General features: G+C 65.3%; 14 protein-coding genes. 9 read left to right on the top strand and 5 right to left on the bottom strand.

Going from position 1 to position 13,004, the window contains the following annotated elements; all coding sequences use genetic code 11:
- Both ACH2CY_RS20380 and ACH2CY_RS20375 read right to left on the bottom strand, forming a co-directional pair.
- The gene (locus ACH2CY_RS20380; protein ID WP_395021275.1) at positions 1-360 is read right to left on the bottom strand and encodes a hypothetical protein; all 360 of its coding nucleotides are present in this window, start codon (positions 358-360) and stop codon (positions 1-3) included.
- Positions 361-364: 4 nt separating this feature from the next.
- Positions 365-592 carry a DUF2934 domain-containing protein gene (locus tag ACH2CY_RS20375; RefSeq protein ID WP_395021274.1) on the bottom strand — a complete coding sequence of 76 codons (228 nt, stop codon included), beginning with the start codon at positions 590-592 and terminating at the stop codon, positions 365-367.
- Positions 593-1,010: 418 nt separating this feature from the next.
- On the opposite strand from ACH2CY_RS20375, the gene ACH2CY_RS20370 reads away from it, so the two are divergent.
- The 4 genes from ACH2CY_RS20370 (at position 1,011) to ACH2CY_RS20355 (ending at position 5,580) form a co-directional block, all read left to right on the top strand.
- Positions 1,011-1,637, top strand: coding sequence for a DNA-3-methyladenine glycosylase (locus ACH2CY_RS20370; RefSeq protein ID WP_395021272.1), 627 nt, complete (start codon positions 1,011-1,013; stop codon positions 1,635-1,637).
- Between the two features lie 325 nt (positions 1,638-1,962).
- Positions 1,963-2,913: a sugar-binding protein gene (locus ACH2CY_RS20365; RefSeq protein WP_395021270.1), complete on the top strand. Its 951-nt coding sequence runs from the start codon at positions 1,963-1,965 to the stop codon at positions 2,911-2,913.
- 128 nt (positions 2,914-3,041) lie between these two features.
- Positions 3,042-4,556, top strand: a complete 1,515-nt coding sequence (locus ACH2CY_RS20360) for a sugar ABC transporter ATP-binding protein (RefSeq protein ID WP_395021269.1) — start codon at positions 3,042-3,044, stop codon at positions 4,554-4,556.
- 10 nt (positions 4,557-4,566) lie between these two features.
- Entirely contained in the window at positions 4,567-5,580 is a 1,014-nt protein-coding gene (locus tag ACH2CY_RS20355) for an ABC transporter permease (protein WP_395021268.1), read from the top strand.
- A 3-nt stretch (positions 5,581-5,583) separates the two neighbouring features.
- Here ACH2CY_RS20355 and ACH2CY_RS20350 read toward each other — a convergent pair whose 3' ends face one another.
- The 3 genes from ACH2CY_RS20350 to ACH2CY_RS20340 all read right to left on the bottom strand — a co-directional run bounded on the left by ACH2CY_RS20350 (position 5,584) and on the right by ACH2CY_RS20340 (position 8,244).
- On the bottom strand, positions 5,584-5,940 hold the full coding sequence (locus ACH2CY_RS20350) for a hypothetical protein (RefSeq protein ID WP_395021266.1): 357 nt from the start codon (positions 5,938-5,940) through the stop codon (positions 5,584-5,586).
- A gap of 73 nt (positions 5,941-6,013) precedes the next feature.
- The gene (locus ACH2CY_RS20345) at positions 6,014-7,021 is read right to left on the bottom strand and encodes a hypothetical protein (protein ID WP_395021265.1); all 1,008 of its coding nucleotides are present in this window, start codon (positions 7,019-7,021) and stop codon (positions 6,014-6,016) included.
- On the bottom strand, positions 7,021-8,244 hold the full coding sequence (locus ACH2CY_RS20340; RefSeq protein WP_395021263.1) for an ROK family protein: 1,224 nt from the start codon (positions 8,242-8,244) through the stop codon (positions 7,021-7,023). The genes ACH2CY_RS20345 and ACH2CY_RS20340 overlap by 1 nt, the downstream gene beginning before the upstream one ends.
- 198 nt (positions 8,245-8,442) lie before the next feature.
- Between ACH2CY_RS20340 and ACH2CY_RS20335 the strand changes: the two genes are divergently transcribed.
- The 5 genes from ACH2CY_RS20335 to ACH2CY_RS20315 all read left to right on the top strand — a co-directional run bounded on the left by ACH2CY_RS20335 (position 8,443) and on the right by ACH2CY_RS20315 (position 12,881).
- A complete protein-coding gene (locus ACH2CY_RS20335) occupies positions 8,443-9,468 on the top strand; it encodes a sugar ABC transporter substrate-binding protein (protein WP_395021262.1) in 1,026 nt (341 codons plus the stop codon).
- Positions 9,469-9,575: 107 nt separating this feature from the next.
- The gene (locus ACH2CY_RS20330; RefSeq protein WP_395021261.1) at positions 9,576-10,676 is read left to right on the top strand and encodes an ABC transporter permease; all 1,101 of its coding nucleotides are present in this window, start codon (positions 9,576-9,578) and stop codon (positions 10,674-10,676) included.
- On the top strand, positions 10,673-11,452 hold the full coding sequence (locus ACH2CY_RS20325) for an ATP-binding cassette domain-containing protein (RefSeq protein WP_395021260.1): 780 nt from the start codon (positions 10,673-10,675) through the stop codon (positions 11,450-11,452). Before ACH2CY_RS20330 ends, ACH2CY_RS20325 begins: the two co-directional genes overlap by 4 nt.
- A 65-nt stretch (positions 11,453-11,517) precedes the next feature.
- Positions 11,518-12,495, top strand: a complete 978-nt coding sequence (locus ACH2CY_RS20320) for a GNAT family N-acetyltransferase (RefSeq protein WP_395021259.1) — start codon at positions 11,518-11,520, stop codon at positions 12,493-12,495.
- Positions 12,465-12,881, top strand: a complete 417-nt coding sequence (locus ACH2CY_RS20315) for a thioesterase family protein (RefSeq protein WP_395021257.1) — start codon at positions 12,465-12,467, stop codon at positions 12,879-12,881. Before ACH2CY_RS20320 ends, ACH2CY_RS20315 begins: the two co-directional genes overlap by 31 nt.
- The last annotated feature ends 123 nt before the right edge of the window (positions 12,882-13,004 follow it).

The following is a 13,004-nucleotide window of genomic DNA, read 5'->3' as shown; positions in this document are numbered from 1 at the left end:
TCAGGCGCTGGCGCGCGACGGCATCGGCCCGGCCAGGACCATCACGGTCGACGCGTCGAACTCGTCGAGCCGCGGGCCGGTTTCGTCGGCCAGCGGCTTGGCGAAGTAGAGCTTCTCGTCGATGAAGCCGGCATTCATGCTGGGGCTTTCATTGCCGACCGGAACGAAACGGTGCTGGCGTAGCGCCCAGCGCTCCGCCTCCAGGCGGGCGAAGGCGGCACTCGGTGCCGCGACCACCAGCTGCCAGATATCACGGCCTTGCCACCACGGATCATCGGCGGCGGCATTGGGCTCGATCAGCCAGCGCTGAAGCGCACGCGGGTCGGCGCGGGTTTCACTGCGTTGAGTGGCTTGGCGCATCACTCTAGTTCCCAACCGGACCGGTGGGGCGGATGTCGCCGAGGCTGTTGCCTTCGCTGGCGGGCGCAATATCGACGCCGGGGCCTTTCTTGTTCTTCTTGGTCTTGTGCTGGTCCGCGTCGATCAAGCGTGCCGCTTTCATCCAATGCTCGTCCGCTTCGCCCTCGGGTCGGCCCGCTTCTTCCCAGAGTTGGTGTGCCTTGGCGCGGATGCGATCCTCCCGCTTATCCATGGGGATCTCCTCTGCCGGAATTGTGGAAGTCTCCAGGTCAACCCCGGCGTCGGCGGCGATGTTCCCTCAGCTTTTCCCGTGGAGAGTCGGGTCCGGCACGCCTAACCCGCCGGCGGGGGATTTGCGCAAGGCGGCGTGTCGGGCGGAATCGTTGTCATTGGCTGAGACGCGGCGTGCCGGTTCGGCGCGTTCCCGCGGCTTCAGCCAGCCGGCTTCATCTTCATTATAGGGCCACATAGGAAGACCTCCGTTGGTTTGGCGGCTCTTCCTCCCAGAAGCGCAGTCTGATGCTGCGCTGCACAATGAGATAGAGCGGCGGAGTCCGGGTTTCAATGCGGATTTCGGGTGGGCGGCGGATTGCCGCGCCGCGTGTTGCCGTGCTACCTCCGCGCCCCCCGGGAAGGTCTGTGACCAAGCGATGAAGATCGGCCCCTACGACCTCAGGCGTCTCACGCGCAGCCAGCTGCCCCGCGATACCGTGGCGCTGGCGCGTTTCCTGATCGGCAAGGTCGTGGTGCGCGACCTGGCGGAAGCGGGCATGCTCGCGGGGCGAATCATCGAGACCGAGGCCTATATCCAGGGCGATGCCGCCTGCCACGCCTTCAATGGGATGACCCCGCGCAACCGCTCGCTCTTCCTCCGCCATGGCCACGCCTATGTCTATCTCGCCTATGGGACGGCCTGGATGCTGAACGTCTCCAGCGAAGCGGAAGGTGTCGGATCCGGCGTGCTGATCCGGGCGCTCGAACCGATGCTCGGGACGGAGACGATGGCGCGCCATCGCGGCACCGAGAAGTCCCGCGACCTGTTGCGCGGGCCCGGACGCATCGCGCAAGCCCTGCTGATCGATCGGCGGCTGGACGGCCTCGACCTCACCCGGGACCCCCGGCTGTGGCTCGGGGTGGAGGCCAAGATGGACAGCACTTCGCCCGCAAAGATCGGAGTGAGCACCCGCATCGGCCTCACCAAGGATGCCCAGCGGCCGCTCCGATTTTTTTTGAAGGGCAGCCGCTACGTCAGCGGCCCTGCGGCGCTCAACCGCTGATTCTCCCGCCTTTCAGCGCGATAGAGGGCATGCAGCGTTAACGCGAATTTGTTCGTGATCGCCCGCACGTGATGCCCCGGTCTCTTTTGCGGATGCACAATGCACGGGCAAGGCTTGCGCGCCACAACCGGCCTTGTCTTCCGCCGGGGATTTGTATTTAAGTAAGACAAATAGAAAAGCGTTCTAACGAACAACCGGGACGCAATAACAGGGGAGTGCAAGCTGGCGGCGCCAGCCGCGATCAAGCGATCCAACGTCGCAAGAAACTCGACCGTTTCACATTCCAAACTCTCTGGTCAAAAAACTCTGTGGGAGGAGTCACGACATGAAGCGTATCGCATCCACCGCCGTCGCCCTCGCGTTGGGCCTCGCCTTCGCCGGCGCGGCGCATGCCGAAGAAAAGAAGACCTTGGCCTTCGTGGTCAACGGCGCGTCCGATTTCTGGAAAGCCGCCGAAGCCGGCGTGAAGGCCGCGCAGGCCGAGCTGCCTAACTACGAGCTGGTGCTGAAATATCCGGAGCAGTCCTCCGCCGCGATCCAGATCCGCCTGATGGACGATCTGGTCGCGTCCGGCGTCGCCGCCATCATGGTCAGCGCGGTCGATCCGAAGACCGAAAGCGAGGCACTGAACCGCATCGGCCAGCAGGTGCTGCTCGCGACTACCGATTCCGATGCGCCGCAGACCAGCCGCATCGCCTATATCGGCTCCTCCAACACCGACGCCGGCAAGCAGGCCGGTGAGTTGGTGCTGAAGGCGCTCCCGGACGGCGGCAAGTGCATGGGCTTCGTCGGCCTGCTCGGCGCCGATAACGCCAAGGAGCGCATCCAGGGCGTGAAGGACGTGATCGCCGGCTCGAAGGTCGAGCTGGTGGACGTCCGCGGTGACGACATCGACTTCACCCGCGCCAAGCGCAATGTCGAGGACACGCTGACCGCAAATCCCGACATCAACTGCATGATCGGCTTCTACTCGTACAACACGCCGAAGATCTATGAGGCGCTGAAGGAAGCCGGCCAACTCGGCAAGATCCAGGTGATCGGCTTCGACGAAGACCCGACCACCTTGGGCGGCGTCCGCGAGGGCACCATCATCGGCACCGTCGTCCAGCAGCCGTATGAGTGGGGCTATCAGGGCATGAAGTATCTCGCCAAGGCGCTGGAAGGCGACAAGTCCTGGATCCCGGAGAACAAGCTGCTGATCGTCCCGACCAAGATCATTGACAAGACGAATGTCGATGCCTTCGAGGCGGAGCTGAAGAAGCGACAGGGCAAGTAACAGTGCGTAAGTAAGCCTGACCGAGTGACTTTGAGGGCCGGTGCCGGCGACGGCACCGGCCCTTTCGTTGCAATAAGGCCGCTTCTCTGCTTCCATCCGACCAGGGCTGAGACTCCACCGGGGCATTCATGGGTGAACCGACCGATCCGTTTCTGGAGCTGAACGGGATCAGCAAGACCTATCCGGGCGTGGTCGCGCTGAGCGACGTCAGCCTTGCGGTCGGGCGCGGCGAGATCGTCGGCCTGATCGGCGAGAACGGGGCGGGGAAGTCCACCTTGATGAAGGTGCTGGGCGGCGTGATCGCGCCCAGCGCCGGCACGATCAAGGTCGACGGCCGCGAGCACGCGGCGCTGACCGTGAACGAGGCGATCAAGAGCGGCATCGCCTTCGTGCACCAGGAGCTCAATCTCTTCGACAATCTCGACGTGGCCGGCAATGTCTTCATCGGCCGGGAGCCGCTCTACGGGGGGCCGCTGAAGCTGCTGGACAAGAAGAAGCTGCACGAGCAGGTCTGGCCGCTGCTGAGGAAGCTCGGCGTCGATTTTGCGCCGGACACGATGGTCGCGGATCTTTCGCTGGCCCAGCGCCAGCTGCTGGAGATCGCCAAGGCGCTGTCGCTGGATGCGCGGCTGGTGATCATGGACGAGCCGACCTCGAGCCTGACCCTGTCCGAGACCGAGCGCCTGCTCGCGGTGATGAACGATCTCCGCGCCGACGGCGTTAGCATCATCTTCATCTCGCATCGCCTGAACGAGGTGAAATCCTGCGTCGATCGCGTCGTGGTCCTGCGCGACGGCCGCATGGTCGGTGCGCTCGACCGCGAGGCGGCGCGGCCGGAGGCGATGATCCGGCTGATGATCGGCCGGGACTTGAAGTCGCTCTACATCCCGCCGCAGGTGGCGCCCGGCGACCCGGCGCTGGAGATCGTCGATTACCGCACCACGACCTTCCCCAACCACCCGGTCAGCCTCAGCCTCCGGCGCGGCGAGATCCTGGGCCTGGCCGGCTTGGTCGGCGCCGGGCGGACCGAGCTGGCCCGCGCCGTCTTCGGCATCGACCGGCCGGTCGGCGGCAGCCTGAAGTTCAACGGCCAGGCCGCCGTGATCAACGCGCCGCGCGATGCGATCGACCGCGGCCTGTTCCTGGTGCCTGAGGACCGCAAGCAGGCCGGCCTGCATCTCGATTTCTCGCTGACCGAGAACATCTCGCTGCCCGACCTGAAACGCTATGCCTCGGGGATGCTGATCAGCAACGCGGCGGAAGAGAAGAACGCGGAGGCGCAGAAGCGGCGCCTCAACATCAAGGCCTTCGACGTCGGGACCGGCGCCGGCACGCTTTCGGGCGGCAACCAGCAGAAGATCGTGCTGGCGAAATGGCTGTCGATGAAGCCCAGCGTCATCATCTTCGACGAGCCGACCCGCGGCATCGACGTCGGCGCCAAGAGCGAAATCTACCAACTGATGCGCAACCTCGCCGATGCCGGCGTCGCGGTGCTGATGATCTCCTCCGACATGGAGGAGGTGATCGGCGTCAGCGACCGCATGGCGGTGATGCATGAGGGTGCCATCAGCGGTTTCCTGGAACGCGACCGGTTCAGCGAGCACAACGTGCTGCAGTTGGCGGTCGGCAAGCATCTGAATTGAGACAGAGATCATGCTGAAGAAAGACCTCGGCCTCCTGCTCCTGATCCTGATCGTCGGCACCACCGTGGCGATCCTCAATCCGCGCTTCATCTCGCCGATCAACCTGTCGAACACGGCGAACCTGATCGGCCTGTTCGGCCTGTTCGCGATCGGCCAGGGCTTCGTGATCATCACCGGCGGCATCGACCTCTCGGTCGGCTCGATCTTCGCGCTGCTGGGCGTCATCTTCATCGACATGATCGGTCTCTGGGGCGTGCCCTGGCCTTTGGCCTTCCTGATCACCATCGTCGCCGGCGTGGCGCTGGGCGGCATCCACGCCTTCCTGGTCACCAAGATGAAGATCCAGCCCTTCGTGGTGACCCTCTGCGGCCTGTTGATCTATCGTGGCCTCGCGCGCTGGTATACCGGCGACGGCACGGCCGGCTTCGAGTTCGGCCAGACCTTTCCCGGCCTCGAATGGATGACCATGGGCCGCACCTACGGCGTCCCGCACAGCTTCGTCGCCTTCATCATCGTCGCCATCATCATGGGCGTGGTACTGCACCGCTCGGTGTTCGGCCGCTATCTCTTCGCGGTCGGCAAGAACGAGGAGGCGGCGCGCTATTCCGGCATCAATTCCAGGAAGGTGATCGCCGCCGCCTATGTGATCTCCGGCCTGCTGGCGGGAATCTCGACGGTCTATTTCGCCATGTACACCCGGTCGATCTCGCCGGCCTCGCACGGCAACTTCTATGAGCTCTACGCCATCGCCGCCGCGGTGCTGGGCGGCTGTTCGTTGCGCGGCGGTGAGGGCTCGGTGCTCGGCATCGTGCTCGGCGCGGTGCTGCTGCAGGTGCTGCAGAATCTCGTCAACCTGCTCGGCATCGAGAGCTCGCTCAACTTCGCGGTGATGGGTGGCGTCATCCTGATCGGCGTCATCGCCGACCAGCAGCTGGTCCGCTATCGCAACATGAAGGCGAACGAGAAGAAGCGCGCGCTCGGCAGCGCCGGCGCGGTCAGTCCCGCGGCACAGGAAGAGAAGTAGCGGCTACTGGTCGAGCTTCTTCAGTTTGGCGCAGCTCTTCTCGATCGCGGCCGTGGCGCCTTTCAGCTTTTCCTTGGCCGGCTGCTGCGCGATCGCCATCCACATGGCATTGGCGTTCTGCAGCTCCGCCCGCAGGGCCTTGCTGGGCTCGTCCTTGGTGGCGTCGTAGGAGGCTTTGACCTCCTTGATCGCCTTCGGGCACTGGCGGATCTTGGTGGCGGCGATTTCGTCGGCACAGGCCGCGATGCCTTCCTGCATGACGGTGCAGAATCCGGCACCGGTGGCATCCGCCCAGGCCAGGTGCGAGGCGGCAGGGACGGAAACGAGAATGAACGCCGTCGCGGTCAGGAATCGCAGCATCGTCAGCCTCCGGTGATGGGGCGTCCTCTGTAGCCGAGGGCGGTGCCGCCAGGCAAGCCCGTCCGTGGGTCCATCAGGGGCAGGGCGGCGGCGGTTCCGGTGCCGGGTTGGCTTTGGGATTGGCGGCATGGGCGAAGACGGCGCGGATGCGGTCCAGCACCTCCGGCGAGGGCGGGTTCCGGAGCTTGGTCGCCAGCAACGCGAAGTTCTCGGCCAGGATCTCCTCGGGGTGGATGTTGTAGACCGTGTTCTCGCCGGTGCGGCGCTCCAGCCCGACCACCCGGTTGCTGGGCGCCACCCTTAGATCGACCGGCATGCCGTCCTTGCGATCGGCGATGCCGCGCGAAACCAGGAAGCGGTCCTTCATGTAGTTGAAGAAGTCGCCGCCCTGCTGCGGGTCATAGCGGTCGCTGGTGAACATCAGGATCGGCGTGCCGCAGACTTCCTCGTCATCGACGCTGACGCGCACCAGGTGATCGTTGCCCTGGGCATCCGGATTGGTGACCAGCTGCGCGGCGATGTCGGCGGGCAGGGGAAAGGGATCGACCTTGACGAAGCCGATCGCCGCATAGAGCTCTTCGCGCAACGCCGGATTCTGCCGCGAGACGACATGAAAGACTTCATGGGCGAGGATCCATTGCAGATCCTCGCTGGCGCCGTCGGCCATCACTTCCGGGATCATCACCGCGTCGCCCCTTGTATAGGCAGCATCGCCTTCCTCGGCGCCGCTGGTCTTGATCAGCAGGATTCGCTGCGGCGCCGGCACCTTGAGCGCGGCCAGGGCCGGTACCAGTGCGGCGATGTCGGCGCGCAGCGCCGTGCGCTCGGCGGCGGTCCAGTCCCGCGCCGCCGCGGCGGCGAAGCGGCGATAGTCTTCGCTGGAGACGGCGCGGTCGGTCTTAAGCCGCATCGCGCGGTCGAGCGGCGTCATCGCGGCCGTATACGCGTCGGCCGCGCCGAGGGCCGCGGCCGCTTCTTCGACCGTGGCGAAGACGAAGGTCGTCTCGGCCCAGCCGGTATCGGCCCGGGCGCCCCCGGCCAAGGCCAGCAGCAACGCCGCCGCGCACCAGGCTGCATGCATCAAGTCGTCACCTTCGCAAAGGACATCGGGTCGAGGATGTAGCGATTGAGCAGCGGCAGGCAAGCGCCGCCGATCGCCCGGGCATTCTGCCCGACCTCGCCTTCGATGATGGCCGGCGGGGCGATGCCCTGGAGGTCGAGTCCGGCCATGGCCTTGGCGGTGCGGGCGACGATGCGGCGACGGATCGCCGGCGGAAAGCCGCCGTCGATGATCACCGCCGGGAAATCGACCACCGAGCAGGTGGCGGCGATCGCGTGCGCCAGCGGCCCGGCGATCTCGGCGATCCAGCCCTCGAGCGGCTTGCCGAAGCCGTCCCAGTCTTCCGGCTGCAGCCAGAGCGGCGAGGGATCGATGCCCGCCGCCTTCAGCCGGTTCTCCAGCAGCTGAATCGAAGCCGCGTCGATCAGCTGGATCGGCGTCTTTCCCTTGCCCGGCACCGGCATTGAGCCGATCGCGCCGGCATTGCCGCCGCTGCCGGTGAAGACCGCGCCGTTCAGCACCACGCCGCCGCCGATGAAGAAGCCGATGAAGAAATAGAAGAAGTCCTTGAACATGCTGCCGCGGCCGAACACCACCTCGGCGACGCAGGCCGCCGTCGCGTCATTCTCCAGGAAGACGGGGAAGGGGAGCTCGCGTTCCAAGGCGGCGCGGAGGTCCGCGTCGTGCCAGGCATCCATCTGCTGCTGCGGCGCGCCCAGCTCGCGCGCCCAGTTCCACAGCTCGAAGGGCGAGGCGATGCCGAGCCCGGCGATCCGCGGCCGGAGCCGGGCCGGCAACTCGGCGGTGAGCGCCGCAATCTCGCGGCGGGCGAATTCCAGCACCGCATCCGGCAGCGGCCAGGCATAGTTCTGCCGCCGCGTGCCGCGCACCCTTCCGACGAAATCCATCAGCACCAGCTCGACGCTGCGCCGGCCGATCTTCAAGCCGAAGGAGAAGACCCCGTCCGCGGCCAAGGTCATCGGGATCGACGGCTGGCCGACCCGGCCGCGCATCGGCGTGCCGCGCGCCAGCAATCCGTCCTGCTCCAGCTTGCGCATGATGACCGAGGCGGTCTGCGTGGAGAGGCCGGTCAGGCGCGCCAGCTCCGCCTTGGCGAGCGCGCCGTGCCGGCGCAGCAGGGTGAGCATCAGCTGCTCGTTGTGCAGGCGCAGATCGGCCTGCTTCGAGCCGCGGCCGGGACGCGGGGCGGTTGAGCGGAGCGCGTTCGAAACTTGGGGATCCACGCCCACGGCGTTGCACCCGATCGACGGTGTCTGGCTGGCCCTTGATGCTCAAGGAGAATTCTTAATTAATCAAGTTAATTTACATATTGACGCTCAAGCCGCGCTGCCTTTTGATAGTGGGGTGTTGGGGGCATCGGACCTCCGGCCAAATCAAGGTCGCGGCAACAGCGGCCCTAACCCTTGGGAGGAGTTTCCACGATGAAGAAGACTTTGCTTTCGTCGGCTCTGGGCGCGGCCGTGCTCGGCTTTGCTTTCGCCGGTTCGGCGCAGGCCGCGGAGATCGGCGCCTGCCTGATCACCAAGACGGACTCCAATCCATTCTTCGTCAAGATGAAGGAAGGCGCGCAGAAGAAGGCCGACGAGCTCGGCATGACCTTGAAGGCTTATGCCGGCAAGATGGACGGCGACAACGAGAGCCAGGTCGCGGCGATCGAGAGCTGCATCGCCGACGGCGCCAAGGGCATCCTGATCACGCCCAGCGACACCAAGGCGATCGTCTCCTCGGTGAAGCAGGCCCGCGACGCCGGCATCCTGGTGATCGCGCTCGACACGCCGCTGGAGCCGATCGACGCCGCCGACGCCACCTTCGCCACCGACAACTTCATGGCCGGCAAGCTGATCGGCGAATGGGCCCTGAAGACCCTCGGCGACAAGGCCAAGGACGCGAAGATCGCGCTCCTGGACATCAACGTCACCCAGCCGACCGTGGAAGTCCTGCGCGACCAGGGCTTCCTGACCGGCTTCGGCATCGACACGGTCGATATCCATCGCAACGCCGATGAGAAGGATCCGCGCATCGTCGGCAACGACTTCAGCGACGGCAACGAGGAAGGCGGCCGCCGCGCGATGGAGAACCTTCTGCAGAAGGACCCGGGCGTCAATCTCGTCTACACCATCAACGAGCCTGCTGCGGCCGGCGCCTATGAGGCGCTGAAGGCGGTCGGCCGCGAGAAGGACGTGCTGATCGTCTCGGTGGACGGCGGCTGCCCCGGCGTGAAGAACGTCGCGGACGGCGTCATCGGCGCCACCTCGCAGCAATACCCGCTGCTGATGGCCTCGATGGGCATGGAAGCGATCAAGGCCTTCGCGGAATCCGGCAAGAAGCCGGAGAAGACCCCGGGCCTCGATTTCTTCAACACCGGCGTCACCCTGATCACCGACAAGCCGGTGGACGGCGTTCCTTCGATCGACACGAAGGAAGGCCTGGCGAAGTGCTGGGGTTGACCGTCTCGCTTAACGGCAAGACACTCTAGACGTCACTCTCAAGACGGTGCGCGGCCCCCGGGTTCAATCCCGGGGGCCGTCGCCGCCTTGCCTGCCGGGAGCGGATGATGGCCGAAGCGGAGTTCGAGAAATCCCTGGCGAATGCCGATACCAGGGTCGCCTCCTTTGACGTGCGCGAACGCTCGCCGATCGAGCGGGTCCAGCACTTCCTGCATTCCAAACCTTCCTCCGTCCCGCTGCTGGTGCTGATCCTGTCGGTTGCGCTGTTCGGGATCGCGAACGGCTCGAAATTCTTTTCGCCCTTTGCGCTCACGCTCATCCTGCAGCAGGTCGCCATCGTCGGCATCGTCGGCGCGGCGCAGACCCTGGTGATCCTGACCGCCGGCATCGATCTCTCGGTCGGTGCCATCCTGGTCCTCTGCTCGGTGGTGATGGGCAAGTTCAGCGTCAACTATGGTTTCCCGCCCATCCTCGGCCTCACGGCGGGACTTCTGCTGGGCCTCGCCTGCGGCGCCTTCAACGGCCTGCTGGTCGCCTATGTGAAGCTGCCGCCCTTCATCGTGACGCTCGGCACCTGGCAGATCTACAGCGCGGCCAACTTCATTTACGCTGCGAACGAGACCATTCGCAGCCAGGACATCGACACCCAGGCGCCGCTGCTGCATTTCCTGGCCAACAAAATCGAGGTCGGCCCGGTCGACTTCACCTTCCTTGGCGCACGCATCGAGTTCGGCCAGGCCAACTTCACCTTCGCGGTCTTCTTGATGATCCTGCTCGCGGGCCTGCTCTGGTACGTGCTGAACCACACCGCCTGGGGCCGGCATGTCTATGCGATCGGCGACGATCCGGAAGCGGCCCGTCTCTCCGGCATCAACGTGAAGCGCAAGCTGATCTCGGTCTACGCCCTGGCGGGGCTGATCTGCGCCATCGCCGGCTGGGCCCTAATCGGCCGCATCGGCTCGGTCTCTCCCTTGGGCGGGCAGACCGCCAACATTGACGCCATCACCGCCGCGGTGATCGGCGGCACCTCGCTGTTCGGCGGGCGCGGTTCGATCGTCGGCACCATGTTCGGCGCCTTGATCGTCGGCGTGTTCGGCCTCGGCCTCCGTCTGATCGGTACCGACCCGCAATGGACCTTCCTGTCGGTCGGCGCGCTGATCATCATCGCGGTCGCCATCGACCAGTGGATCCGGAAGGTGTCGGCATGAGTGAACCCATCCTTACCGCCAGGAAGCTGGTCAAGCATTTCGGCCGCGTGGTCGCCCTCGACCGCTGCGACTTCGATCTCTATCCCGGCGAGATCCTCGGCGTGATCGGCGACAACGGCGCCGGCAAGTCCACGCTGATCAAGGCGATCACCGGCGCGATGAGCGCCGATGCCGGCGAGATCGAGTTCGAGGGCAGAAGGGTTGCGTTCCGCTCGCCGATGGAAGCGCGCCTCGCCGGAATCGAGACCGTCTATCAGAATCTGGCGCTCTCGCCGGCGCTTTCGATTGCCGACAACATGTTCCTCGGCCGCGAGCTCCGGAAGCCCGGGCTGCTCGGCAAGCTGTTCCGCACCCTCGATCACGCCGAGATGGAGAAGCGGTCCCGGGACAAGCTCTCGGAGATCGGCTTGCTCACGATCCAGAACATCGGCCAGGCGGTGGAAACCTTGTCCGGCGGCCAGCGCCAGGGCGTGGCAGTGGCGCGCGCCGCCGCTTTCGGCTCCAAGGTCGTGATCATGGACGAGCCGACCGCGGCCTTAGGCGTCAAGGAGTCCCGCCGCGTGCTGGAGCTGATCCTCGACGTGAAGAAGCGGGGGCTCTCGATCGTGCTCATCTCCCACAACATGCCACATGTCTTCGAGGTCGCGGACCGCATCCATATCAACCGGCTCGGCCGGCGGCTCTGCGTCATCAACCCCAAGGAACACTCGATGTCGGATGCCGTCGCACTGATGACCGGCGCCAAGGCCCCGGCCTCGGCTCCCGAGGCCGCCTGAGAGATGCTTGACTGAGTCAACTATATGCGGATAGGCTTGCCGGAGGCTGGAACGGCAGGTGCGCGATGGCTATTTCATCTCCCCAGGACGACCTCGAGCGCGACATCGCCGCAGTGCGGCGCTTCAACCGCTTCTACACCCAGAAGATTGGCGTGCTGGGCGAGGGCTGGCTCAAGAGCCCGTTCACCCTGACCGAGGCCCGCGTTCTCTATGAGCTGGCGCATCGCGCCGTGCCGACCGCGGCGGAGCTCGCGCGCGATCTTGGCCTCGACGCCGGCTACTTGAGCCGCATCCTGGCGAGCTTTGAGAAGAAGAAGCTGCTGAAGCGGACGCCCTCCGAGACCGACGGACGTCGTTATCATCTCTCCCTCACGGACAAGGGCCGCAAGACCTTCGCGCCGCTTGACGAGGTGACCCGCCGGGACGTCGCCGCCATCCTCGACCCAATGCCGCAGGCCCAGCGCCAGCGCATGGTGCAGGCGATGGACGCGATCGAGGCGGCGATGGGGACTGGTTCGGAACCGGAGGGTTATGTTCTGCGTGCGCCGAAGCCGGGTGACATCTCGCTGGTGATCGCGCGCCAGGCGCGGCTCTATACCGAGGAATACGGCTGGAACGGTGAGTTCGAGATCATGGCGAACGAGATCGCGATGGCCTTCGCCAGGAGCTTCGATCCGAAATGGGAGCGCTGCTGGATCGTGGAGCGGGGCGGGGAGGTGGTCGGCTCGATCTTCCTGGTGAAACAGAGCGAAGAGATCGCCAAGCTGCGCATGCTCTATGTCGATGCGGCGGCGCGCGGCCTCGGGCTCGGCAAGCGATTGGTCGAGGAATGCGTCGCCCAGGCGCGCGCCTTCGGCTACAAAAGAATGACCCTCTGGACCAACGACGTCCTCGCCGCCGCGCGGCATATCTACAAGGCGCAGGGCTTCAAGCTGGTCAAGGAGGATCGCCACCACATGTTCGGCAAGGACCTGGTGGGGCAGACCTGGGAACTAGATTTGGAGGCGAATGAATGTCCAGCGGAGCACCGCCGCTCGGCTTGAAACACCAGCAGAGCATCACCGTTACCCCCGACCTCACCGTCCCCAGCGTCTCGCCGCATTTCCCCGGTTTCCACGACATGCCGGCGGTGTTCGCGACGGCCTTCATGGTCGGCTTCGTCGAGGATACCTGCGTCGCGGCGCTGCAGCCGCATCTGGCGCCGGGCCAGCGCAGCGTCGGCACCCATGTCAATGTCAGCCACAGCGCCGCGACGCCGATCGGCATGACCGCCATCTGCGCCGTCGAACTCATCGAGGTCGAAGGCCGCAAACTGAAGTTCAAGGTGCTCTGCACCGACGACAAGGGTCCGATCGGCGAAGGCTTCCACGAGCGCGTATTGATCGATCTCGAGCGCTTCCTGGCGAAGCTTACCCCGGCGAAGAGCTAGCAGGCTGTTGAAAAAGCCTATAGCGGTCGATCTTTGGAGATGATTCACTCGAAGTGAAGAAAGCTTCTGGGGGATCAGATGCGTGGATCGGACGATCAGGCAGGATCACTATTCTCGTACGTC

Origin of the sequence: Dongia sp., from assembly GCF_041905885.1 — a bacterium.
GTDB lineage: Bacteria > Pseudomonadota > Alphaproteobacteria > Dongiales > Dongiaceae > Dongia.
Note: the sequence above shows the minus strand (reverse complement) of the source record. Positions and strands in the feature narration are given on the sequence as shown.

Excerpts from the sequence above, each read along its gene's own strand:
- ACH2CY_RS20370 (WP_395021272.1), top strand. The coding sequence starts at position 1,011 with ATGAAGATCGGCCCCTACGACCTCAGGCGTCTCACGCGCAGCCAGCTG.
- ACH2CY_RS20315 (WP_395021257.1), top strand. The coding sequence starts at position 12,465 with ATGTCCAGCGGAGCACCGCCGCTCGGCTTGAAACACCAGCAGAGCATC.
- ACH2CY_RS20375 (WP_395021274.1), bottom strand. The coding sequence starts at position 592 with ATGGATAAGCGGGAGGATCGCATCCGCGCCAAGGCACACCAACTCTGG.
- ACH2CY_RS20335 (WP_395021262.1), top strand. The coding sequence starts at position 8,443 with ATGAAGAAGACTTTGCTTTCGTCGGCTCTGGGCGCGGCCGTGCTCGGC.
- ACH2CY_RS20320 (WP_395021259.1), top strand. The coding sequence starts at position 11,518 with ATGGCTATTTCATCTCCCCAGGACGACCTCGAGCGCGACATCGCCGCA.
- ACH2CY_RS20380 (WP_395021275.1), bottom strand. The coding sequence starts at position 360 with ATGCGCCAAGCCACTCAACGCAGTGAAACCCGCGCCGACCCGCGTGCG.
- ACH2CY_RS20345 (WP_395021265.1), bottom strand. The coding sequence starts at position 7,021 with ATGCATGCAGCCTGGTGCGCGGCGGCGTTGCTGCTGGCCTTGGCCGGG.
- ACH2CY_RS20360 (WP_395021269.1), top strand. The coding sequence starts at position 3,042 with ATGGGTGAACCGACCGATCCGTTTCTGGAGCTGAACGGGATCAGCAAG.
- ACH2CY_RS20365 (WP_395021270.1), top strand. The coding sequence starts at position 1,963 with ATGAAGCGTATCGCATCCACCGCCGTCGCCCTCGCGTTGGGCCTCGCC.
- ACH2CY_RS20350 (WP_395021266.1), bottom strand. The coding sequence starts at position 5,940 with ATGCTGCGATTCCTGACCGCGACGGCGTTCATTCTCGTTTCCGTCCCT.
- ACH2CY_RS20355 (WP_395021268.1), top strand. The coding sequence starts at position 4,567 with ATGCTGAAGAAAGACCTCGGCCTCCTGCTCCTGATCCTGATCGTCGGC.
- ACH2CY_RS20330 (WP_395021261.1), top strand. The coding sequence starts at position 9,576 with ATGGCCGAAGCGGAGTTCGAGAAATCCCTGGCGAATGCCGATACCAGG.
- ACH2CY_RS20325 (WP_395021260.1), top strand. The coding sequence starts at position 10,673 with ATGAGTGAACCCATCCTTACCGCCAGGAAGCTGGTCAAGCATTTCGGC.